This window comes from Candidatus Binatia bacterium, from assembly GCA_036563615.1.
GTDB lineage: Bacteria > Desulfobacterota > Binatia > UBA12015 > UBA12015 > DATCMB01.
This window is the reverse complement of the sequence record DATCMB010000022.1, coordinates 35,328-58,130: the sequence shown is the minus strand read 5'-3', so window position 1 is coordinate 58,130 and position 22,803 is coordinate 35,328. Positions and strand designations below refer to the sequence as shown.

The 22,803-nt window shown below is 72.1% G+C and carries 21 protein-coding genes; 9 read left to right on the top strand and 12 right to left on the bottom strand.

The window, feature by feature from the left end; all coding sequences use genetic code 11:
• Nucleotides 1-11 precede the first annotated feature (11 nt).
• Nucleotides 12-2,471 (bottom strand): penicillin acylase family protein, encoded by a 2,460-nt coding sequence (locus VIS07_18625; GenBank protein HEY8517530.1) that lies wholly within the window; start codon nt 2,469-2,471, stop codon nt 12-14.
• Between the two features lie 88 nt (nt 2,472-2,559).
• Nucleotides 2,560-3,027, bottom strand: coding sequence for a universal stress protein (locus tag VIS07_18620; protein HEY8517529.1), 468 nt, complete (start codon nt 3,025-3,027; stop codon nt 2,560-2,562).
• Between the two features lie 132 nt (nt 3,028-3,159).
• Between VIS07_18620 and VIS07_18615 the strand changes: the two genes are divergently transcribed.
• From VIS07_18615 to VIS07_18600, 4 genes are all read left to right on the top strand, one after another.
• The gene (locus VIS07_18615; GenBank protein ID HEY8517528.1) at nt 3,160-3,435 is read left to right on the top strand and encodes a hypothetical protein; all 276 of its coding nucleotides are present in this window, start codon (nt 3,160-3,162) and stop codon (nt 3,433-3,435) included.
• 43 nt (nt 3,436-3,478) lie between these two features.
• Complete coding sequence (locus VIS07_18610) at nt 3,479-4,999, top strand: R3H domain-containing nucleic acid-binding protein (protein ID HEY8517527.1); 1,521 nt, start codon at nt 3,479-3,481, stop codon at nt 4,997-4,999.
• A 117-nt stretch (nt 5,000-5,116) separates the two neighbouring features.
• Complete coding sequence (locus tag VIS07_18605; protein HEY8517526.1) at nt 5,117-5,941, top strand: DUF4912 domain-containing protein; 825 nt, start codon at nt 5,117-5,119, stop codon at nt 5,939-5,941.
• A 14-nt stretch (nt 5,942-5,955) separates the two neighbouring features.
• Nucleotides 5,956-7,572 (top strand): 1,4-alpha-glucan branching protein domain-containing protein, encoded by a 1,617-nt coding sequence (locus VIS07_18600; protein ID HEY8517525.1) that lies wholly within the window; start codon nt 5,956-5,958, stop codon nt 7,570-7,572.
• A gap of 63 nt (nt 7,573-7,635) precedes the next feature.
• Here VIS07_18600 and VIS07_18595 read toward each other — a convergent pair whose 3' ends face one another.
• Nucleotides 7,636-8,712, bottom strand: a complete 1,077-nt coding sequence (locus VIS07_18595; GenBank protein HEY8517524.1) for a sigma-70 family RNA polymerase sigma factor — start codon at nt 8,710-8,712, stop codon at nt 7,636-7,638.
• Nucleotides 8,713-9,570: 858 nt separating this feature from the next.
• Between VIS07_18595 and VIS07_18590 the strand changes: the two genes are divergently transcribed.
• Nucleotides 9,571-9,807, top strand: coding sequence for a hypothetical protein (locus VIS07_18590; protein ID HEY8517523.1), 237 nt, complete (start codon nt 9,571-9,573; stop codon nt 9,805-9,807).
• Between the two features lie 12 nt (nt 9,808-9,819).
• On the opposite strand, the gene VIS07_18585 is transcribed toward VIS07_18590, so the two are convergent.
• Nucleotides 9,820-10,512, bottom strand: a complete 693-nt coding sequence (locus VIS07_18585) for a methyltransferase domain-containing protein (protein ID HEY8517522.1) — start codon at nt 10,510-10,512, stop codon at nt 9,820-9,822.
• A 33-nt stretch (nt 10,513-10,545) separates the two neighbouring features.
• Nucleotides 10,546-12,234 (bottom strand): murein biosynthesis integral membrane protein MurJ, encoded by a 1,689-nt coding sequence (murJ, locus tag VIS07_18580; protein HEY8517521.1) that lies wholly within the window; start codon nt 12,232-12,234, stop codon nt 10,546-10,548.
• Nucleotides 12,235-12,322: 88 nt separating this feature from the next.
• Here murJ and VIS07_18575 point away from each other — a divergent pair, with 88 nt between their 5' ends.
• Entirely contained in the window at nt 12,323-12,535 is a 213-nt protein-coding gene (locus tag VIS07_18575) for a twin-arginine translocase TatA/TatE family subunit (GenBank protein ID HEY8517520.1), read from the top strand.
• Nucleotides 12,536-12,547: 12 nt separating this feature from the next.
• On the opposite strand, the gene VIS07_18570 is transcribed toward VIS07_18575, so the two are convergent.
• Nucleotides 12,548-13,567, bottom strand: a complete 1,020-nt coding sequence (locus VIS07_18570) for a hypothetical protein (GenBank protein HEY8517519.1) — start codon at nt 13,565-13,567, stop codon at nt 12,548-12,550.
• A gap of 75 nt (nt 13,568-13,642) precedes the next feature.
• On the opposite strand from VIS07_18570, the gene VIS07_18565 reads away from it, so the two are divergent.
• A complete protein-coding gene (locus VIS07_18565; protein ID HEY8517518.1) occupies nt 13,643-13,969 on the top strand; it encodes a gamma-butyrobetaine hydroxylase-like domain-containing protein in 327 nt (108 codons plus the stop codon).
• 1 nt (nt 13,970) lies between these two features.
• Here the strand turns inward: VIS07_18565 and VIS07_18560 are convergent, their stop codons facing one another.
• The gene (locus VIS07_18560; GenBank protein HEY8517517.1) at nt 13,971-14,162 is read right to left on the bottom strand and encodes a ferredoxin; all 192 of its coding nucleotides are present in this window, start codon (nt 14,160-14,162) and stop codon (nt 13,971-13,973) included.
• A 127-nt stretch (nt 14,163-14,289) separates the two neighbouring features.
• Between VIS07_18560 and VIS07_18555 the strand changes: the two genes are divergently transcribed.
• Complete coding sequence (locus VIS07_18555) at nt 14,290-14,904, top strand: 2,3-bisphosphoglycerate-dependent phosphoglycerate mutase (GenBank protein HEY8517516.1); 615 nt, start codon at nt 14,290-14,292, stop codon at nt 14,902-14,904.
• Here the strand turns inward: VIS07_18555 and VIS07_18550 are convergent.
• Nucleotides 14,901-16,763 carry an FAD-binding protein gene (locus tag VIS07_18550; protein HEY8517515.1) on the bottom strand — a complete coding sequence of 621 codons (1,863 nt, stop codon included), beginning with the start codon at nt 16,761-16,763 and terminating at the stop codon, nt 14,901-14,903. The genes VIS07_18555 and VIS07_18550 overlap by 4 nt on opposite strands.
• A 166-nt stretch (nt 16,764-16,929) precedes the next feature.
• Between VIS07_18550 and VIS07_18545 the strand changes: the two genes are divergently transcribed.
• Complete coding sequence (locus tag VIS07_18545) at nt 16,930-17,142, top strand: hypothetical protein (protein HEY8517514.1); 213 nt, start codon at nt 16,930-16,932, stop codon at nt 17,140-17,142.
• On the opposite strand, the gene VIS07_18540 is transcribed toward VIS07_18545, so the two are convergent.
• From VIS07_18540 to VIS07_18525, 4 genes are all read right to left on the bottom strand, one after another.
• The gene (locus tag VIS07_18540) at nt 17,119-17,970 is read right to left on the bottom strand and encodes an alpha/beta hydrolase (protein ID HEY8517513.1); all 852 of its coding nucleotides are present in this window, start codon (nt 17,968-17,970) and stop codon (nt 17,119-17,121) included. The genes VIS07_18545 and VIS07_18540 overlap by 24 nt on opposite strands.
• Nucleotides 17,971-18,052: 82 nt before the next feature.
• The gene (serS, locus tag VIS07_18535) at nt 18,053-19,327 is read right to left on the bottom strand and encodes a serine--tRNA ligase (GenBank protein ID HEY8517512.1); all 1,275 of its coding nucleotides are present in this window, start codon (nt 19,325-19,327) and stop codon (nt 18,053-18,055) included.
• Between the two features lie 51 nt (nt 19,328-19,378).
• Nucleotides 19,379-19,765: a YraN family protein gene (locus VIS07_18530; protein ID HEY8517511.1), complete on the bottom strand. Its 387-nt coding sequence runs from the start codon at nt 19,763-19,765 to the stop codon at nt 19,379-19,381.
• 169 nt (nt 19,766-19,934) lie between these two features.
• Complete coding sequence (locus VIS07_18525) at nt 19,935-22,769, bottom strand: Hsp70 family protein (GenBank protein HEY8517510.1); 2,835 nt, start codon at nt 22,767-22,769, stop codon at nt 19,935-19,937.
• Nucleotides 22,770-22,803 lie beyond the last annotated feature (34 nt).

Here is a 22,803-nt window from a genome sequence, read left to right as displayed (position 1 = left end):
GCGCGCAAACGTCAGCCGGGCACGAGCTCGATCGTGTCGCCCGTGACCTCGACGCCGAGGCGCAGCGTCAAGTAGTCGCCGCGACGCCAGGCCTCGAGCTGATCGACGAGGTGCGCGCTGCGGACCTGTCCCGATTGCCCGCTCGGCAGCGCGAGCTTCACCTCGTCGGTCGACAGGTCGGCGATCATGCGCGCCACCGGCGCGAGCACGATCCGGTACGGCGGCTCGGCGCCCGCGATGCGGTGCTGGAGCACGGTGAACGGCGAGCCCGGCGCCGCCCACGGCTCCGGCGCGCCCGCGGCGAACGTCTCGTGGAAGGCGAGCGGGTGGCGCAGCGCCAGCTCGTTCACGGCGCCCCACGACCACGCCGCCGGGTCCCCGCCCTGGCGCTCCGCGAGCCACGAGGCCGCGCGCGTGAACGCACCGACGAGCGCGCGGTCCTTGTCCTCCTCGCTCGGGAACCACGGTGACGTCGGCGCCGTCACGATCTTGGCGACGCCCCACCACGCGTAGCGCCACAAGCGCGCGAGCGGTCCGAAGCGCTGCTCCGGGAACAGATCGCGCAGCAGGTGGCCGAAGATCGCGACGTAGAACAGCGCCGCGGCACCGGAGTCGGCGCGCGCCTCGCCCTGCCAGTCCTGCACGAGTGGGATGGCGCGCGCGAGGACCGGGTGGCTCGTCGCCTCGGGACGCGACAGCGCGCGCTTGACGTGCGGCAAGAGCTCGACCGCCGCGAGATCCAGCACGTCGCGCTGCAGCTCGCGACACGCATCCACCCCGACGCGCGGCTGCTCGGAGAGGCGCTCGCGGATGCGGCGCGCGCGGTAGGCGTGATCCGCGTACGCGTGCGCCGGATACTTGGCGTTGCGCGCGTCGAGGTGCGCCTCGTTCGCCGACACCACCGTGTCGGTGCCCTTCTCCGCGCACACGCTCGACAGCCCGGTCACCGCGGTCCAGCGGCCCTCGCTACTCCAGCCGCGCAACGGCAGCCGCGCGGCGTTGGCGCGCACCGGCAAGCCGCCGACACCCCAGCGGCCGACGGCGCCCGTCGCGTCCGCGGCGTAGAGGTTGAGCGCGAGCGGTCCCTTGTCGAGCAGCGCCGCCGCCTTCGCGACGTCGGCGAGCGACTTCGCGCGCGCGAGCGCCAGCCAGCCCGGCAGCGCGGTGCCGAGCGAGTTCACGCCCCAGCGCACCGCGATCGCGAGCATGCGCATCTCCGGGTGCGGCCCGTCGAGCTGGTTCACGAGGTGCGAGAGCAGCGGACCGTTGCGCGTCTCCGCGACCTCGAACTTGAGGCTCTCGCCGCCGCGCACGCGCACGAGCTCGCTGCGAACGTTGAGCGGCGCCCAGCCGTTCTCCGTGCGGAAGTTGCCGATGCCGTCGAGCTCCTCGATCACGCAGTCGACGTCGTCGAGCGAAAAGTTCGTGACACCCCAGGCGCAGGTCTTGTTGCGCCCGAGCTGCATCACCGGTCCGCCGACGTGCGCGACCCCGGCGACCGAGAAGCCCGGCGCTTCGAGGTGCGCGAGGTACATGACGCTCGGCAGCGTCGCCGCGAGGTGTGGATCGCCGGCGACGATCGCGCTGCCGCCCTCGGCGCGGTCGCGCCCGACCGCCCAGCCGTTGCTGCCGCCGCCTCCCGGGAACGCGAGCACGTGGTCGAGGATGCGGAGATCGAGCCGCCGCCAGAGCGCCAGGACCTGCTCCGGCACCAAGGAGAGCTCGAGACCGGGCGGCGAGATCCAGCGCGCCCGCTCGAGACCGGCGGTCGCGAGCGCGCGCGCGATCAGCAGCTTGTGCGGCCAGGTCTCGAGCGCCATCGCCCAGGTCGCGTACAGCTCGACGGCGAGCGAGTCCGCGATCGTCCACGGCTCCATCTCGTACTCGAGGACGCGGCACTCCTCGGGCTTCGTTTCCGCGCGCACGGCGTTGATCCCGCCGACGAACGCCGCGAGCACGTCGCGCGCGACGCCCTCGAGCCGATTCGCCGCGACGGCGGCGCGGCGCGGAATGCCGATCGTGCGCATCAGCGCGTCGTGCCGCGCGAACGGCTCGCCGAGGATCTCGGCGAGGCGACCGCACGCGAGACGGCGCAGCACGTCGAGCTGCCAGAGGCGGTCTTCCGCCATGCAGAAGCCGAGCGCGGCGTACGCGTCGCGCTCGGTCTTGGCGGTCACGTGCGGGATACCCGCCGAATCACGCACCACCTTCGCGCGCGCGCCGAGCGCGGCGACCGTCTTGCGCGGGTACGGCGACGGCTCCGGCTGGCCGCGACGACGGCGTGGCGTCTCGCGAGGCTCCTCCTCTTCCTCGCCGGCATCGATGTCCGTTGCGAAGTTGCGGCCCCAGGTCGTGCCGCCGAACGGCGCCTGGTCTTCGCGCGGGTCGAGCGGTCGCCGCGGCGCGGGCGGTGGATCGGTGGCCCACGGCCGACCGCCGAAGCCGCGACGCTCGTCGTCGCGACCGCTCATCCGACACCCGGTGCGCGGACCGCGGATCCCGCGATCACGTCCTGCTTCCTCGCCACCGACTCAACGCTTACCAGAGAAAAGCCCCCCCTCAATCACTTCTTTTGGTCTTCCGCGTCGGTACGACGAGCACCGGACACGCCGCATGGCGAACCACCCGCTCGGCGACGCTGCCCATGAAGAGGTGCGAGAGCCCCGAGCGTCCGTGCGTGCCGACGATGATCAGGTTCGAGCGCCCCTTGCCGCCCGCCGCGACGATCTCCTCGGCCGGGCGTCCGAGACGCACCGAGACGGTCGCGCCGGGCAGATTGGCGAGCTTGCGCGCCTTCACACGCTCGAGCTCGATCTTCGCCTGCTTCAGATGCTCCTCGATGATCGACTGCGTCGCGATCGGCGTTCCGCCGAGCACGTCGACGCCCGTGAACTCGAGCGGCTCCACGACGTAGAGCACCGACAGGCGCGCGCCCAGGTCCTGCGCGAGCGCGATGCCGTAGTCCAGCGCTTCGTGGGACAGCTTCGAGAAGTCGATCGCGACCAGAATCTTCTTGACCTGCGGCACCGGCACCCCCTTCAGCCGCTTCGGACGCGGGCTCCGCGTACGTTAGAGCAAGCGGTCCCACGCTTCCACCTCCATCGGCACCGCGATAGGATCGGCGACAGCGCCAGCGGCGAATCCGCGACGGGAGGGAACGTGACCATCCAGGTGGAGCAGACGATCCAGCAAGTGGAGGCGATCTTTCGCTTCAATCAGGAGGTCGGTCGGCGGTTCGCCGAGTGCGGCATCGCGAGCACGGGCGAGCTGCTGAAGCTCTACGAGGAGCTGCGCGAGGCGCTCGCGCGCATCAGCCTCCCCGAGCTCGAGTGGGCGCGGCAGGAAGCGATCCGCCTCCAGAAGCGGCTGAACGAGCTCGGCGACGAGCTGCAGCACCTCTGCGCGCTCAAGGCCGCGTTCGAGATCCGCCACTGAGAGCCGGCCCTAAGCAGACCAGGAGGCAATCGCGCAGCCCGTCGTGAATCGGCAGCAGGTCCAGACCACCGACGACATCGACCTCCTGCTCGCGGTGCTTCCGAAAACGGTCCGCGCCGCGCTCGCCCGTCACCCCGACCTCGAGACGCTCATCGAGATCGTCCTCGACCTCGGCCGTCAGCCCGAAGCGCGCTTCCCCGACGGATCGGTCTGGCTCGGCGACGAGGTGGTGACCCGCGACGACCTCGCGCACGCGACGGCCTGCGTCGGCGCGTTCACGAGCGACAACCGCGCCGGCATCGAGCGCACGCTGCACCGGATCTCCGCCATCCGGAACCGCGCGGGCGACGTCATCGGTCTCACCTGCCGCGTCGGGCGCGCGGTGTACGGGACGGTGGAGATCGTGCGCGACGTCATCGAGTCGGGTCGCAGCACGCTGCTGCTCGGTCCGCCGGGCGTCGGCAAGACGACGCTGCTGCGCGAGGCCGCGCGCGTCCTCGCCGACGAGGCCGGCAAGCGCGTGATCGTCGTCGACACCTCGAACGAGATCGCGGGCGACGGCGACATCCCGCATCCCGGCATCGGACGCGCGCGTCGCATGCAGGTCGCGTCCCCCGACCGTCAGCACGCGGTGATGATCGAGGCCGTCGAGAACCACATGCCCGAGGTGATCGTCATCGACGAGATCGGCACCGAGGCGGAGGCGGCCGCGGCGCGCACGATCGCCGAGCGCGGCGTCCAGCTCGTCGCGACCGCGCACGGCCACACGCTCGAGAACCTGCTCACCAACCCGACGCTGAGCGATCTGATCGGCGGCATCCAGGCCGTCACGCTGGGCGACGAGGAGGCGCGACGTCGGCGGACGCAGAAGACGGTCCTCGAGCGCAAGCAGGCGCCGACCTTCGACGTCCTGATCGAGATCCAGACGCGCGATCGCCTCGCGATCCATCACGACGTCGCGAAGGTGGTCGACGCGATGCTGCGCGGTCACCCGTGGTCGCCCGAGGTGCGCGTCCGCAGGGACGACGGCGAGGTCGAGGTGCAGCCCGCGGAGCGCGAGCCCGTCCCGGAGCGGCGCCCCGTCCGGCGCTTCATCCGCATCTACCCGTTCGCGATCAGCGAGGAGCGGCTCGAGCGCGCGATCCACCTGACCGGCGCGCCGGCGCGCGTCGCGCGCTCGGTGCGCGACGCGGACCTGGTCCTCACGCTGCGCAGCTACAGCAAGCGCCAGCCCGCGAAGCTGCGCGAGGCGCTGCACCGCGATCTGCCGGTGCACATGCTGCGCAGCGCGAGCATGTCGCACATCGAGGCGTTCCTCGACGACCTGCGCCGCGACGTCGACGGACCGGATCAGGACATCGAGCGCGAGATCGACGACGCCGCCGCCGAGGCCGAAGCCGCAGCGCGCTCGGTGCTCGAGAGCGGCGAGCCGATCGAGCTCCTCGCCCGCCCGGCGGCGACGCGACGCGCGCAGCACGCGGTCGCGGAGCGCTATGGCTTGCAGTCCGTGAGCCGGGGGCGCGAGCCGTACCGGCGGGTCGTGCTGCTGCCCGCCGATCACTGAGGCCTCTACGCGGTCTCGGCAAAGCTCGCGCGCTCCCGACCACTCGGTTAACTCTGTGGCGTCGACGTGGCTTCCCTCGAGCAGGACCCGGCTTCCGTCCGTGCGATGGGCGGCGCCGTGAAGTCGACGATCGACTTCGCCAGCGGGATCGCGAGCGCGCTCTTCGCCGCGGGGGAGACGCTGGTCGGCGTCGCGGCGCGCCTGCTCGAGGCGAGCGGGCTCGCACCGAGACAGGCTCCGAAGAGCGACGACGATCCACCGCCGCTGCGCGCGCTCACCGGCGGCATGGCGGCGCGCACGCGCTCGCCGGAGACGCGACGAGACGACGAGAGCGGCGCGCCGCGACCCCGCCGGCGCGTCCCGCTCGACGACGGCGCGGTGCCCGAGCGCTACGACGAGGATCGCGTGGTCGTGCGGCCGCGCGACCCGTGCACGGTGCACGTCTACTGGAGCCTGAGCGAGGCGACGCGCGCGCAGCGCGCGGCGAACGCGGATCGTCTACTGCGCGACGCCGTGCAGATCGAGACGCGCGCGAGCGACCTCGATGCGCAGAGCGATGCGGCGAGCGCGAACGGCGGCGCGACCTGGATCGTGCCGCTCGCGCCGCTCGCCGACGCGACGTACCTCGACCTGCCCTCGCCGTGCGACGCCGTCCGCGTGACCTTCGGCTGGCTCGAGGAGGACGGCGCGTTCGTGCCGCGCGTGGCCTCCACCTGGGTCCGCATGCCGCCCGCGGGTCCGGCTGCGGAGGAGGCGCCGCGCTGGCGCCAGCTCGCGTCGCCGAGCCAGGAGCCCGTCGAGCCGCCGCCGCTGCCGTCGCGCGAAGCGCGGGACGCCTTGCTGCGTCGTGCGCAGGAAACCCTGATGTGGATCTCGAGCGCGGAGCGTCCGGCGGGACATCCGCTCGAGACCGAGCCGAGCGCGTCGCCCGAGCGCGGCTGACTCTGCGCCCCCCGATGCCGTCCTCGACCTGGAGCTCGCAAGCGGGCGCGCGCGTGCGCGGCTACGTCGCCATCGTGCTGCACGCGCACCTGCCGTTCGTGCGCCATCCCGAGTACGAGGAGTTCCTCGAGGAGCGCTGGCTCTACGAGGCGATCACCGAGAGCTACCTGCCGCTGCTCGATGTGCTCGCGGGGCTCGCCGCGGATCGCATCCCGCACCGCCTCACGCTGTCGCTCTCCCCGCCGCTGCTGAACATGCTGTCCGACCCGCTCCTCCAGGGGCGCTACCTGCGTCACCTCGAGAAGCTGATCGCGTTCTCGGAGAGCGAGGTCGAGCGGACGCGCGGCGACGCGCAGCTGCACCGGGTGGCGATCTACAACCGCGACCTGCTGCGCCGGGCGCGGCGCGCCTTCGTCGAGACCTGGGAAGGCGACCTCGTGCACGGCTTCCGTCGCCTGCAGGAGCAAGGCGGCCTGCAGGTGATCGCCTGCCCGGCGACGCACGGCTACCTGCCGATGCTCGCCGAGCACGAGCCCAGCGTGCGCGCGCAGATCGAGGTCGGGCTCGCGGAGTACCGGCGCTTCTTCGGACGCGAGCCGCAGGCGATGTGGCTTCCGGAGGCGGGCTACTACGAGGGGCTCGACCGCCTGCTCACGCAGCACGGCGTGCGTTGCGTGATCCTCGAGGGACACGGCGTGCTGCACGCGCGTCCGCGTCCGGTGTTCGCGCTGTGGGCGCCGATCGTGTCGCCGGCCGGGATGGTGGCGTTCGGGCGCGACGGCGAGGCGTCGGCGCAGGTCTGGAGCGCGACGCACGGCTATCCCGGCGACGTCGACTACCGCGACTTCTACCGCGACGCGGGCTGGGATCTCGACTACGAGCTCGTGCGGCCGCTCCTGCCGCCGACCGGCGAGCGCGTCGCGATCGGCGTCAAGTATCACCGCATCACCGGCCCCTCGCAGGAAAAGGAACCCTACGTCCTCGAGTGGGCGCGGGCAAAGGTGGAGGCGCACGCGACGAACTTCGTGCGCAGTCGCGGGCGGCAGATCGGCTGGCTCGCGAGCACGATGCAGCACCCGCCGATCGTGGTCGCGCCGTACGACGCCGAGCTCTTCGGCCACTGGTGGTTCGAGGGTCCGCAGTGGCTCGACGTCATGATCCGCAAGGCCGCCTACGACCAGAACACCTTCGCGCTCGTCACGCCGCTCGACTACCTGGCGAGCCATCCGGTCGCGCAGGAGGCGACGCCCGCGACGTCGAGCTGGGGCGAAGGCGGCTACAACGCGGTGTGGCTCTCGGGCGAGAACGACTGGATCTACCGCCACCTCGACGCCGCGGGCCGCCGCATGACCCGGCTCGCTCGGCGCTTCCGTTCCGCGACCGGGCTCGAGCTGCGCGCGCTGAACCAGGCAGCGCGCGAGCTGCTGCTCGCGCAGTCGAGCGACTGGGCGTTCATCATGTCGCGCGGCACGGTGGTGAGCTACGCCGTGCAGCGCACGCGCAGCCACCTCGCGCGCTTCGATCGCCTCGCGAGCGCGCTCGAGACGGGCGCGCTCGAGCCCGAGTGGCTCGCCGAGATCGAGGCCCGCGACCCGATCTTCCCGGCGATCGACTACCGGGTGTACCGCTGAAACGAAGAAAGCCCCGGAAGCGAACCTCCGGGGCTTCTTCATCCCGTCGAGTGTCTTGCGACCTCAGGCCTCGAGGAAGGCGTCCAGGCCGGCCGACCCACAGAGGTCGCGCAGGCGGGTGAGCGCCTTCGCCTCGAGCTGACGGATGCGCTCGCGGCTCACGCCGTAGCGCACGCCGATCTCCTCGAGCGTCTCGACCTGGTCGTCGTCGAGCCCGAAGCGCAGGCGGATGATCGCCTGCTCACGATCCGGCAGCTCGGTGAGAACGCTCTCGAGGTGACGCGACAGATCGCCCGCCATGCTGCGCGCCTCGGGACGATCGCCCTGCTCGTCCGGGATCACCTCGGCGAGCGTGCGGTCGTCGTCGTGGCCGAGCTCCATGTCGAGCGAGAGCACGTGCGCCGGCTCCGCCATCATCTCGAGCTGGTTCTGGTCGATGCCACCCGCCTGGATGATCTCGTCCTTCGACGGCGCACGGTGCAGCTTGCTCTCGAGCGCCTGCGAGAGACGCCCGACCTTGCGCCGCAGCTCGTGCCAGTGCACCGGCGTGCGCACGACCGAACGGTCGTTGTCGATCGAGCGGGCGATGTACTGCCAGATCCACCAGACGGCGTAGGTCGAGAACTTGATGTCCTTCGCCGGGTCGAACTTCTCGACCGCGCGCAGCAGGCCCAGCGTGCCCTCCTGGATCAGGTCGGGCAGCGGCAGGCCACGACGCGCGTGCTTGCGGGCGATCGCCGCGACCAGGCGCAGGTTCGCCTTCAGCATGGCGTCGCGCGCAACGCGGTACACCTCGAGCCGCGCATCGAGCTCGCGGGCGAACTTGCTCACGCGCTCGCGCGTCAGGCGCAGCTTGCGCAGCTTCGCCGGGCTACGCGCGAGGCGGCGCGCACGATCGGCCACCAGCAGGATCTCCCGCTCGCGGAACTCCTCGGTCGGACGGATGACGCCGCGGCCGCGCTCGGTGAGGGTCACGTTGACGATGCGCGGGTTGCGTCGCAGCCAGCGCACGACCGCGTCGCGGGCCTTGCTGATCTCCGTGGTCAGCGCGCGCTCGGCCTCACGGTCGAGCAGCGGGGTCTTGGCAAGATCGGCGTAGAAGCGGCCGAGGACGTCGAGATCCCCGACCAAAGGCTCCATGGACTTGGCCTCAGCCTCTACATCACCGAGATCCTGAGCAGAGGGCGTCGCCGTCGCCTGAGCTTGCTCGTCCTGGGGATCGCTCCACTCGGCGGGCTCTGCATCTGCCTGATACATCGCTGCGCTTCGCATCCTGTTCTGTTCCTCGGGTTCTTACCTCGGCGCGTGCCGACGTGCGGCTCCACCGGGTCCACTAAGGCCCTGGCCTCGCTCATGGAGGGTCCGGGGCCGACAATCACCTACCTTGTCCGGGCGTACAAAGAGGTCGGAAAAGTAATTGCCAACTGACTCGACGAGACTGCGCCGCGTAGATTCAACCGCCTCTCCACCACCCCAAGGTCTCTAGATTTTAGCAGCGATGACTCACCGTGTCAGTAGCTGATAATCAAATTTGCCAGTTTTTTTTCGCGAACGAAAGACGTGCTTCTAAAAAACCTTCACGGTGGGTCGGGACGACGTCCTGGCAACGGTGACGGGATCGCCATAAAGTGCAGCATTTTCGCACGATTTCAAGGGGCCGTTGCAACTGCGTCGGGAGAATTTCCGCGATTTCCGCACGGTGAGTGGCATATCGGTTGCTGACCATCGGCGGCACCGGCGGGAAACCGAGCGCCGGCCGCATTCTCGCTCCAAGCTCTGTCGCCGAGACGGCGGGCCCCGTCCCCCCCGCCACGCCCCTCACCTCCTCCGGCGACAGCCGGGTGGGCGCGCGGGCGTCGTCCGCGCGCCCACCCCTCCCCGTCGACCGCAGAGGCGGCGTGATCGCATCGTCCATCGTTCACCACATTCGGCCGTGCCTTGCGCCGGCATGAGCCGGGGGCTACCAGAGCGGAACCGACAGCCCGGACGGAGAGCGCAATGGCAGAGAAAAAGCTCAGCAAGACAGCCCGCGCCTCGACGCGCGGTAAGGTCACCCTCAAGGCCTGGCACGTCGCCAAGGACAGCGGCAAGGCGGTGAGCCGCATCAAGCTCGTCAACCACCTGATCGACGGCAAGCGGACGACGCGCTTCGGCTGGATGACCGAGGACGGGCAGGTCCTCCTCGACCACCAGGTCGAGTACCGCTACGCGGACGGCGCCGTACCGGCCGAGTGACGGCGCAAGCCGTCACTCACCCGCGCGCTGCAGCGCGATCAGGCGCACCCTGAGCAGCGCGCATTCCTCGCGCACCTCGGAGACGCAGACCTCGCGGATCGCGAAGCCCTCGCGTCCCAGCGCCTGGTAGAACGTCGCCGTGTCGACGCGCTGCGGATCCGCGACCCACAGCGTGCCTCCCGGCGCCACCTGACGCCCGAGCGCCCGCGCGAGCGCCTCGAACTCGGCGCGCTCGTAGAGCAGATCGGCCGCCAGCACGAGGTCGAACGGCTCGGCGAAGCGGGCGGTCGTGATGTCGCCGACCAGCGCCTCGACCGGCGTGCCGTTGACCGCGGCGCTCGCCATCAGGAACTCGATCGGCGCCACCTCGCGGTCGATCGCCGTCACCCGCGCTCCCGCACGAGCCGCGGCGAGCGCGACGAGCCCGAGCCCGCAGCCGACGTCAAGCACCGTCCGGCGCTCGCACTGAAGGCGCGTCGCGATGTGCACGGCGAGCGCGCGCGCGCCGCCCCACACCATCGCCCAGTACGGCGGGACCAAGGTCTCGTCGTTCAGCAGCCGATCGCGGTCGACGTGCTGCTCGAGGTTGCGCACGGTCACCAGACCGATCGTGAAGGCGTCGAGGTCGAACGCTTCGACCTGCGTCGGGTAGCCGGCGATGATTGCGGGAACGTGGGCTTCCTTCGCGCCCGCCGACGACGCCATGACCGGCGCGTATAGCACCATCGGCGGCGGCCGTCAGCGCGTCCGGCCCGGAAGCCGCGCAGCGACCCGTCGGATGAGCTCACGGACCTCGCCGACGCCGAGCGCCGACGCGACGCCCGCGAACGTCGCCGCGCCCGCGAGCACGCCGAGCGCCGACACCGCGGCGCGACCGAGCGGAGCGTCGAGCGGCAGCACGAGCCCGATCGCCACGCGCACCGTCACGCAGACCACCGCCACCGCCGCCGCCGCCACGAGCAGACGTCCGACGTCCGCCGCGAGCCCGGGAAAGGCGCCGAGGCGTCCGCGCAGCAAGCCGAAGAGCAGCGCGAAGTTCAGGAGCGCGACCGCCGACGTCACGCCGGCGAGCCCCGCATGCCCGCCGTCGAGCCAGTGCACGACGAGCCAGCCGCCGGTCGCGTTGATGAGGATCGACAAGCAGGAGATGAGCGCCGGCGTGCGCGCGTCGCCGAGCGCGTAGAACGCGGGCACCAGCACCTTGATGTTCGCGTAGCCCGCGAGCCCGACCGCGTAGGCGACGAGCGCCTGCGACGCCATCGCCGTGTCGTGCGCGGAGAAGCGCCCGTACTCGTACACCAGCCCGACGAACTGCGGCGCGAGCACCGCGAGCCCCACCGCGGCGGGCAGGCAGAGCGCGAACACGAGACGCAGCGCGCGTGCGATGGTCGCGTTGAACTCGGCGAAATCCTCGCGCTCCGCGCTGCGCGACACCGCCGGCAGCGCGACGACGCCGACCGCGACGCCGAACAGCCCGATCGGGAGCTGCATGAAGCGGAAGGCGACGTTCAGCCACGAGACCGCGCCGTCGCCGACCTGCGACGCGAAGTTGTTGCTCACGAGGACGTTCACCTGCACCGCCGCCGCTCCGATCGTCGCCGGTCCCATCAGCGCGAGTACTTGACGGACGCCCGGATCGCTGAACGACAGCATGGGGCGGTAGCGGTAGCGGACGCGGTAGAGCGACGGCACCTGCACGAGCAGCTGCAGCGCGCCGCCGACCACGGTGCCGATCGCCATGCCGACGATCGCGCGCTCGGCGCCGCCGACGGCGACCTCGCCCGCCGAGCCGCCCCACACGGTCCGCATGTACTGCGGCGCGAGCCACCAGGCCGCGCCCAGGCCGACGACGATCGAGCCGAGGTTGAAGAAGCTCGACGCCGACGCCGGAACGCCGAAGCGTCCACGTGCGTTCAGCATCCCCATCGCGACCGCCGCGAGCGCGACCAGCAGCAGGAACGGGAACATGAGCCGCGTGAGGAAGATCGTGAGCTCGGTCTTGCCGGGCGTCTCGGCGAAGCCCGGCGCGATGACGCTCACGATCCACGGCGCGAAGGCGATGCCGAGCAGCACGAGACCGCCGACCACCACGACGAGCGCGTGAATCACCAGATTCGCGAGCCGCCACGCGCTCTCCTCGCCCTCGCGCGCGAGCTTCTGCGTGAAGCAGGTGACGAACGCGGCCGAGAGCGCGCCCTCGGCGAACAGGTCGCGGAACAGGTTCGGGATGCGGAACGCCGTCACGAAGGCGTCGAGCTCGCGCCCCGCGCCGAAAGAAGCCGCGAACACCTGCTCGCGGACGAGGCCGAGCACGCGGCTGACGAGGATCGCGGCGCCGACGATCGAGGCCGAGCGTGCGAGCCGAACCGGCTGCGTCGCCTCCGCTTGCGCCTCACCGGCTAGCGCCCCCGCACGCTCCTCCGCCATCGCGCTCCGCAGCTATCATGGACGATGCCGGCAGGCATCTCGGGGTGTAGCTTGACTCTCCGCATCCCGGGCGTTGATATGCCTCTGAATGTGGGGCATCGGCTTTCCCGAGCTGATCGTGATCCTCGTGATCGCGCTGCTCGTGTTCGGACCCGGGCGCTTGCCCGAGGTGGGGAGCTTCCTCGGCAAGTCGCTGCGCGCCTTCCGTGACGCGGTCGAGCGGCGCGACGACGAGGACGGCGGCGAGCAAGTCGAGGGATCGGGCTCGGAGAAGCTGCCGCCCGGCGGCAACGCGGCCTGAGCCGCGCTGCCGTCAGAAGCCGACGCTCGAGGACACGCGCCCGCGCGGATCGATCGTCACCGCGCGGCCGTTCGCGTAGTACCAGGTCATGTAGCCGTTCGGCTCGGTGACCGTGTTGAGCGGCGCCCCGTAGACGCGCAGCACGCGCTCCGAGCTCCAGCCGCGCTTGACGGGCGCCAGGCGCGACGAGCCGTCGCCAGACACGACGTACGGGCGAACCTCCGGCAGCGCCGACGGATCGACGTGGCTCGACGCGTGCGGGCTCTGCTCGAGCACCGTCAAGCGCTCCTCGAGCGCGGCGACCATGTCGGCGAGCTCGCGCGTCGTCTGCTCGAGGCGCGCGACCTGCTCGCGCAGCGCGTGCAGCTCGACGGTCGTCTCGCCGCCGCCACGCCGCAGCTCCGCGACCAGCCCTTCGCTCGGATCCTGCGGACGCGCGCGCGGCGGGCGCGGTCCACCCTGACGCACCTCGAAGCGCCCCGGGTCGATGACGCGCGAGCGCGACTCCCGCGGCGTGGCGATCGGCGCGGGCGCCGCGGCGAGGTCGTCCTCGTCCAGCGACGGCGCCGAAGCGAGGGCGTCGTCCGCCTCCAGCGTCCCGACGTTCAGCGACGCGGACGACGGCGCGTCCCCGGTCTGCCCCACCGAGGCGGCATCCGCCTCCTTGACGCTCGTCGTGGTCGAGCCGACGCCGACGGAGATCTCGATCACCTCGATCTGACCCGGGTCGCGCAGCTCGATCCGCGGCCGGCCGGCGTTCTCGTGCACCGTGCCGCGGATGCGGACGCGACGCGCGTCGTAGGCCTGCCGGGGCGACGGGAAAGCGGCGACCCGGTCGCCGGGGATCGACGCGACGAGCCCGCTGAAGTCGGTCTCGAACGACAGCAGGCACGCGAGCGGCGAGCACACGACCTTGGAGACGTGCCCCTCGACCACCACGTCCTCGCCGATGTGCTGCGTCGCGTCCTCCGGACGGATCGGCTCGCCGCGCGCCGGCCTCGACCAGACGCCGACGAGGCCCAGGCCCATCACCAGCAGCGCGGCGAGGAGCGCGCCACGCGACCTCGCTTGTCGCGGTGGTCCGGCTCCCCTACCATCGACGGAACGATGGCCGCGCCGGCGAAGATCCGTCAGACCAGAGCGGTCGGGCGCTACGCGCTCGGCGTCGACTGGGAGGACGGCCACGACTCGATCCTACCGCACGTCCACTTGCGGGCACACTGTCCGTGCGACGCCTGCGCGGAAGTGCGCGCGCGCAACGAGCTGCCGGGCGGACGCGACGTGAGCCTCGAGACGCTCGAGCTCGTCGGCGACGCGAGCGTCTACCTGCGCTGGTCGGACGGACACGAGACCTTCTACCTCGTCGAGGAGCTGCGAGGCCTGTGCCGATGCGCGTACTGCATCGGCGAGCCGGAACGTCCGATCACCGGCTGAGTCAGTCTTCGATCGTGATCGCGCGGGTCGGACAGCCGCGCGCGGCGGCCTCGACCTTGGCGCGCAGGCTCTCCGGCGGGTTCTCCTGCAGGATGTAGAGGAAGTTGTCCTCGCGGACCTCGAATACCTCCGGGGCCGCCGCCTGGCAGACCGCGTTGCTGTTGCACTTGTCGAAATCGACGACGACCTTCATCGAGGTTCTTCCCTCCAAGAGCGTGCTCGCGCGCGACGCTATCACACCGCTGCCGCGCCTTGAAGGCGCAGCGCCCTTCGCGTAGTCGCTCTGAAGCACGGGGGCGACACCCGAAGAAGGAGAACACGTGCCGACGCTCGTCTTGCTCCGCCACGGCGAATCTCAGTGGAATCTCGAGAACCGCTTCACCGGCTGGGTCGACGTGCCGCTGACCGACCGCGGCCGCGAGGAGGCCCGCCGCGCGGGGCAGCGACTGCGCGAGTCGGGCATCCGCTTCGATCGTGCCTTCACCTCGATGCTGTCGCGCGCGCAGGAGACGCTCGACATCGTGCTCGAGGAGCTCGGCCAGAAGGATCTGCCGGTCGAGCGCGACCAGGCGCTCAACGAGCGCCACTACGGCGACCTGCAGGGGCTCAACAAGGCCGAGACCGCGAAGAAGTTCGGTGACGAGCAGGTGCACATCTGGCGGCGCAGCTACGACGTCGCGCCGCCGGGCGGCGAGAGCCTGAAGGACACCGCGGCCCGCACCCTGCCCTACTTCGAGCAGCACGTCGTGCCGGCGCTGCGCAAGGGCGAGACCGTGCTGATCGCGGCGCACGGCAACAGCCTGCGCTCGATCGTCATGGACCTCGAGAAGCTGACCCGCGAGCAGATCCTCGAGCTCAACCTCGCGACCGGCGTGCCGATCGTCTACCGCCTCGACGACGACCTGAAGATCGTCGACAAGCAGATCCTCGACTAGCCGCCGTTCCGCTCACCGAGCCGCGCGAGCAGCGCGTCGACGAAGCTCGGCGCGTCCGCGACGACGCCGAGGTCGGCGCCGGCGAAGATCTCGGCGCGCGGGTCGCGGTTGACCGCGATCACGCGCCTCGCGCGTTGCAGCCCGACCATGTGGTTGAACGAGCCGCGGACGCCGAGCGCGAGGTAGAGCGCGGGCGCGACGCTGCGCCCCGAGATCCCGACCTGCAGCTGACGCGGTAGCCAGCCGAGGTCGCAGACGCGGCGCGTGCCCGCGACCACGCCGCCGAGCGCCGACGCGAGCGCCTCGATCTGCGGCATGCGCTCCTTCGGTCCGGCGCCGAAGCCGACGCAGACGACGAGCGACGCAGCGTCGAGGTCGACGCTCGCCGAAAGCTCGGGCGTGAAGCGCACGACCCGCCTGGGCGACGGCGCGACGTCAAGCACAGGCAGCGCGACGATGGTCGCAGCCCCCCGCTCGGGCTGCGGCTGCGCGGGCTCGAGCATCCCCGGCCGCACCGTCACCATCTCGGGCCGCGTGTGCGACAGCACGGGCGCCACGAACTGCCCGCCGAACGCCGGCTTGAGCTGACGCAGCCGACCTTCCTCGTCGAGCTCGACGCCGAGCGCGTCGCCGGTGAGCCCGAGGCCGAGACGCGCCGCGAGACGCGGCACGAGCTCGCGCCCGAGCCCGCTCGCCGGCGCGAGCACGATGCGCGGCGCGAAGCTCTGCACCGCGGCGGCGAGGTCCGCAAGCTGGCGCGCCTCGCTCGGAGCGTCCTGCGTGCTCGAGCGCAGAAGCACGTCGGCGCCGAGGTGTCCGAGCTCGGTGGCGAGCGCTTCCACGTTGGAGACGGGATGCTCCTCCGCGGGCAGGTCGGGCGCGACGACGTACGCGCAGACGCCGACGCCGAGACGCGCGGCGAGGCGATCTGCGGCCGCGAGCAGCTCGGCGGTCGTCGAGCGCAGCCGTCCGTCGTGGGCGCGCTCGGCGAGCACCCAGATCGCGCCGCGCGGATCGTCGCGCCGCGCGTGCGCGAGCGCGTGCCGCCGCTCCTCGCGCGCCGCACGCTCACGCAACGCCGCGATCTCGTCGAGCACCGCACGGACGGCGTCGTCGATGCCCTCCTCGGTGGTGAGCAGCCGGCGCTCGCGCTGCGACGCGACCGCCTGGACCTCCTCGACCCAGGTCGGCGAGCCTCGCTCGCCGTAGCGCGCGGGATCGTTGCCGAGGTCCTCACGGGTCCAGGTGTGGAGCGGCCGCGACTGCGCGGCCTCCTCGTCCGGCACGACGACCGGGACGCGCGTCTTCCAGCGATCGGTGCACGTCACGACCGCCGGCAGCGGGCACTCGACGTCGGCGTAGCCGTCGTCGCGCTCGCACTCGAGCTGCAGGACGGTGCCGGCGTCCTCCGTGCGCAGCGTCAAGCGTCGCACCCCGCTCGCGCACGGCACGCCGAGCAGCTCCGCGACCTCCGGACCGACCTGCCCGGTCTCGGAGTCGATGCTGAAGCGTCCGGCGAGCACGAGGTCGAAGCCGATGCGCCGCAGCGCATCGGCGAGCGCGCGCGAGGTCGCGAGCGTGTCGGCGCCCGCGAAGCGCGGATCGCACAGGTGCACGGCCTCGTCCGCACCGAGCGAGAGACACTCGCGCAGCGCGTCCGCGGTCTGCGGCGGCCCCATGCTGAGCGCCACCACCGTGCCGCCCGCCTCCTCCCGCAGGCGCACCGCTTCCAGCATCGCTCGCCGGTCGAAGGGGTTGAGCATCAGCGGCACGCCCTCGCGTCGCAGCCTTCGCGTGGCCGGGTCGAGCTCGAGCTCCGACACCTCGGGCACCTGCTTCACGCAGACGACGATCCTCAACGCAGCTCTCCCCAGTACGGACGCTCGAGCTCGCCCCTGCCAGAAACCTGACGCGAGCGACGCGGCAGACGCGTCCAACCTGACTCTGCCGCGCGGAAGGAAGCGGAATGTCGAGTGATCACGCGGGCCTCCGCAATGGCATGCGGCATGCTTACCGCCCCCGGGCATGACACGCCGTGCGACCGACCAGCTCGCCCGCATGCGCTCACAGCGCCGCATCCTGGCGGCGGGGACGCGCATGCGCGGCCAGTGGCGCTACCTGGTCCGCTCGACCCACGACCCGTTCACGCTCGGCGACCATCCGGGCGAGGCGCGGGAGCCGGTCCGGCTGCAGGGGCGCGACCACCGTCAAGCGTCAGTCTCCGAAGAACGCCTCTAGCAGGCGCAGCACGTCGGCCGGCGCCTCCATCGGCGCGAAGTGGCCGACGTTCGCGAGGATCTCGAGGCGCCCGTTCGACAGCATCGCGACTGCTTGACGCGCGAGCTCGACCGGCAGCGTCGTGCTGCGTTCGCCCGCGACGATCAGCGTCGGGATACGAATCTTCGGCAGGTACTCGAGGCTCGCCGAGCGCGCGCCGCCCTCGTAGACGCGCGCCTCGATCTCGCCCGGGCACTTGAGCTCGACGCGCCCGTCGGGACGCACCGTGGTGCCGTGCTCGACGTACGCTTCGAGGAAGTCGCGCCGCCAGACGTCGAACGGCGGTCGCCCCGAGAACGCGTCGAGCATCTGCTGCCGGCTTTCCCAGACCATGCGACGGCGACGTGCGCCGTCGGCGAGCAGGTTGCTCGAGGGACGCTGCTGCTCGTCGCCGAGCCGCGGCACGAGCACGGGCTCGACGAGCGCCGCACGTGCGATCAGCCCGGGACGCGTCGCCGCGACGCCCGCCACCGCGGCGCCGCCCTTCGAGTGCCCGACGGCGTAGACGTCGCGCAGCCCGAGGGTCTCGATGAGCCCCGCGAGGTCGGCGACGAACTCGGTCCACGGATACGGCGTGTCGGGCTTGTCGCTGTCGCCGTGGCCGCGCTGGTCGAAGGTGATGACGCGGAAGCGCTCGCGCAGCTTCGGCACGAGCGGATTCCAGACGCCACCGCAGAAGCCGGTCGCGTGCGCGAGCACGAGCGGACGCGCGTCGCCCGGCGCCGCGCTGCCGTGATCGGTCACCGCGAGCCGGACCCCGTTGACCTCGATGCGCTGGACCGCCGGCATCCGGGTCGCTCTAGCAATCCCCCTGCGGACGCGCGACGACTCGCCGCGTCGCCGGCGCTCCGACGAGATCCGAACCTGGTGCTCAGACCGGGCGCAGCACCTCGTCGCCGCCGAGGTACGGACGCAGCACCTCGGGGACGCGCACCGAGCCGTCCGCGAGCTGGTAGGTCTCGAGCACCGCGATCATCACGCGCGGCAGCGCGAGCCCCGAGCCGTTCAGCGTGTGCACGAACTCGGGCTTCGCCTGCGGCGCCGGCCGGTAGCGGATGTTCGCGCGGCGCGCCTGGAAGTCGCGGAAGCTCGAGCACGAGCTGACCTCGAGCCACTCGCCGCAGCCCGGCGCCCAGACCTCGACGTCGTACTTGATCGCCGCGGTGAAGCTCAGATCCCCGGTGCACATCTGCACCACGCGGTGCGTGAGCCCGAGGCGACGACAGACGTCCTCGGCGTCGTCGAGCAGGGACAAGAGCTCGCGGTCCGAGTCCTCGGGGCGCGTGAACTTGACGAGCTCGACCTTGTCGAACTGGTGCCCGCGCTTGATGCCGCGGACGTCGCGTCCCGCGGACATCTTCTCGCGGCGGAAGCACGGCGAGTAGGCGACGTGCTTGATCGGCAGCAGCGAGCCGTCGAGCACCTCCTCGCGGTACAGGTTGGTCACGGGGACCTCGGCCGTGGGCACGAACCAGAAGTCCTCCTCGGCGTCGTGGTAGACCGTGTCGGCGAACTTCGGCAGGTTGCCGGTTCCCACGAGGCACTCGCGCTTCACCATCGCCGGCGGGTAGACCTCGACGTAGCCGTGCTCGCGCGTGTGCAGGTCGAGCATGAACGAGATCAGCGCGCGCTGCAGCCGCGCCCCGACGCCGGTCAGGATGTAGAAGCGCGTGCCGGAGATCTTGACGCCGCGCTCGAAGTCGATCGCGCCCAGCGCCGGACCGAGGTCCCAGTGCGGCAGCGGCGTGAAGTCGAACTTCGGTATCTCGCCGACGGTGCGGACGACGACGTTCTCGCTCTCGTCCTTCCCGACCGGAACGTTCTCGGCGGGCAGGTTCGGGATCTCGAGCATCAGGCCGTCGAAGCGGCGCTCCGCCTCGGCCGCCTTCGCTTCCGCGGCCGCGATGTCCTCGGACAGCGACTTCAGCGCCGCACCGGCCGCCTTGCGCTGCTCGGGCGGCAGCGCACCGATCTCCTTCGACTTCCGGTTGCGCTCCGCCTGGAGCGTCTCGAGCCGGTGGAGCGCCTCCCGACGCTCGCGATCCGCGGCCAGCAGATCGTCGATCAGAGAGGCCGGACACTGCACTTTCGCGAGCTCCGCCTTGACGAAATCCGGCCGCTCGCGGATCAGCTTGATGTCGAGCATGGCGGCTTTTTTCAACACGTTTGCCGTCAGCGCGCCACTGCGGAGCCGGCTCTAGAAGGGGCTCTCGAAGGCCGCACGCACGAGCGTGCAGCGCGCCCCGGACGGCGTCCAGTCGACGCCGACGACGTCGAAGCGCGCCGGACGTCCGCTCCAGCCGCGCAGCGAGAGGAACGCCTGCGCGGCGCGCGCGACGCGGACGGCCTTGCGAAAGCCGACGGTCTCGACCGGGCTGCCGAAGCGCCGGTGCGAGCGCGAGCGCACCTCGACGAACACCACCGTGTCGCCGTCACGCGCGACGAGATCGAGCTCCGCCCCGCACAGCCACACGTTGCGCGCGATCAGCTCGTAGCCCTGGCGCTCGAGGAAGCGCGCGGCGGCGTCCTCCGCGGCGCGACCGCGCGCGAGACGCGGGTCCTTGGCGTCCGTGGGCGCAGGCATGCGCGGACTCTTCGCGCCGTGCGGCTCTCGCGCAAGGCGCGAGCGCATTGCGCGCGCTGCATGCCCGGCGGCATGCCACGCCGCCTACGCGCAGCGCCGCGAGCTCGCCGTCCTGTCTCAGCGACGGCCGCTCGGCAGCGACGGTCGGCGCGCTCGCGTCGAGCGAGCGTCAAGCAGAAGTCGCGAGCCGCAAGCCCACCGGCAGCGACTCGGCGAGCACCAGCGCCTGCTCCTGCACGCCGATCGTCACCACCTCGCGCAGCCAGCGCGCGAGTCGACGTCCTTCCGTCTCGCTCGCCAGACGCTCCGCGAGGCGCTCGCGCAGCCCGGGATCGATGTCGCGCGCGCGATCGCCGGTGAGCCGCGCCATCTGCGCGACGGCGAGCGCGACGGCGGACTTTCGCTCCCACGTCGCCGCGAGCAGCGCCTCGAGCCACGGCTCGACGAGACGCGGGTCGATGACGCTGCTCACCGGGCCGCCGATCGGCGCGCGCGCCGCGAGCCGTCCGAGCGCCCAGATCTCGGCGTCGCCCGCCTTGCCCTTGACGACGCGCGGCGCGAGCGCCTGCGCGAGCTCGGCGCGCGTCCCCGCCGGCAGGCGCTCGAGCGACGCCGCGACCTGCCACATCTCGCGCAGCTCCTGCGGACCGGCCTTCCAGCGCAGCTTCGACTTCTTCGCCTTCTCGGGCATCAGGTGCGGCCGGATGAACTGCAGGAGCACCTGCTGCTGCTGTCGCGTCAGCCCGCCCGCGACGCGCTTCCAGAGGATCCACCACTCGGCGCGCACCTGCGCCGCGTTGGCGAAGCGCGGGCCCGCGTCGAAGCGACGCCACAGGTGCTCGACGCGCCACGCGTCGCGCTCCTCGCCGTAGCCCGGACGAAGGAGGAAGCCCGCGAGGTTGAGCCAGCGCGCCTCGTGCTCGGGCGTGCGCTCGCGCGCTGCCTCGAGCGAGAACAGCACGTCCCACAGCCGGCGCACCGCCGCGATCGGCCAAGCGTCGCGCCCGGCGTCGAGCGCTTCCTCGAGCGCGCGCGTCAGCAGCTTCGGGTCGCTGCCGGGGCGCGCCGCGAAGCACTCGTGGAGAAGCTTGGTCGCGGCCTCGATGCGCTCCTCGGCGAGGACGATCTCCTGGCCGGAGGTCGGCGGGCGGGACGCCTGCGCGTCGAGCTCGGCGTCGTCGTCGCCCGCTTCGTGCGTCGCTTGCGGCTCGGCGGCGTCGCGACGGTCGCTCGCGCGCAGGTCGAACTCGAGCCGCCAGCGGTGATCGGTCTTCCGCGAGATGCACCAGAGCGCGAGCGTGCCGGTCTCCGTGAGCTCCGAGCGCAGGTGCACGGCGATCGGTCGTGCTTCGAGCGAGCGTCCGAAGCGCAGCACGGTCGAGATCGGCGGCAGCTCGGTGAGCGACGTCGGATCGGCGTCGAGCAGCGCGCCGGCGGCGTCGCCCGTGCGCGTCGACGACGCGTAGATCGGGAAGCGCACGGGGGTGTTGGTCAGGACCTCGAACTCCGGCACCGCGACCTCGATCTCGGCGCCTTCCTGCATGCCGCGCGGCGCGACGCAGAGCACGTGGCGCGCGCTCTCCGCACCGCTCGCGTCGCGCGCCGCCGCGACGCCGACGTAGTACGCGCGCGCCGCGCCGCCCGCGATGCGGACGCCGTGGCCGCGCAGCGCGCGCCCGTACGCCGCGGCACCACGCGCAACCGCGAGGTCGAGGTCGCCGCCCGCGAGCTCGATCGGACGCGAGCCGTACCACGACTCGATCACGTCGAGGATGCGCGCGCGCATCGCCGCCGCCTTGAGCGCGCCGCCGTTGAACAGCACGGCGGTCGGCGCGGGCGGCGCGGAATCTTCGGACGTCGGATCGGTCGCCGTCGCGAGGAAGCGTGCGAGGTGGCGGGTGATCTCGGGATCGCTCGCGAACGGCAGCCCGAGCTCGCTCAGACCGACGCCCTGATCGGTGCGCGGCCGCGCGTCGTGCGGCACCTGCGGCACGAAGCCGTCGAGCACGACCCGCAGGACGTCCTCCCTCGTGATCGTCGCGCTCACCGTGCCGCGGATCAGCCCGCGTCCGCGCCCCGGGACCGACACCACGACGCTCGCCGGTGGATCGTCGCCGAGCAGGCGCTCCTTCGCGTCGCGGCACAGCGAGGTGAGCTGCTGCCAGCGTGCGGCGTCGAGCGAGCGCGCCTCCTCGCTGCGCTCGGCGACGAGGCGCGCGAGCGCGTGGTCGATGTTGTCGCCACCGAGCAGCAGGTGCTCGCCGACCGCGATGCGCTCGAGGCCGAGACCTTCCGCGCCGCGACGCACGGCCACGAGCGAGAAGTCCGTCGTGCCGCCGCCGATGTCGACGACGAGCACCGTGCCCTCGGCGGGCAGGTGCTCGCGCCAGTCGGGGTGCGCCTCGATCCACGCGTAGATCGCGGCCTGCGGCTCCTCGAGCAGGCGCACGCGCTCGAGCCCGGCCGCGCGCGCCGCGCTGACGGTCAGCTCGCGCGCGACCTCGTCGAACGACGCCGGCACGGTGAGCACGACGTCCTGCTCGGCGAGCGGCGCGTCGGGATGCGACGCGTTCCATGCGTCGCGCAGGTGCTCGAGGATCCGCGTCGAGGCCGCGACCGGCGAGAGCTTCTTCACCGACGGGTCGCCGCCCCACGGCAGGATCGCCGCCGTGCGATCGACGCCGCCGTGGCAGAGCCACGACTTCGCGGACGTCACGAGCCGTCCCGCGACGCGATCGCCCAGGCGGCGCGCGAGCGCGCCGACGACGTAGCGCTCATCCTCGCGCCACGGCAGCGCGAGCACGCCGGCGGGCACGTCCTCTTCGCCCGCGAGGTAGATCGCGGACGGCAGCGTCGGGCGCGGCAGCGTCTCGCCCTCGGCGACGAGCTGCGGGACCGGGAACACCGCGACCTTGGCGCCGGCGGCAGGTCGCACGCTCGCCATCGCGGTGTTGGTGGTGCCGAGGTCGATGCCGACGACCCAGCGTCCGCGTCGCTCGCTCACGCTCGCCTCGCCACGCGCGCTCGTGCCGACCCGC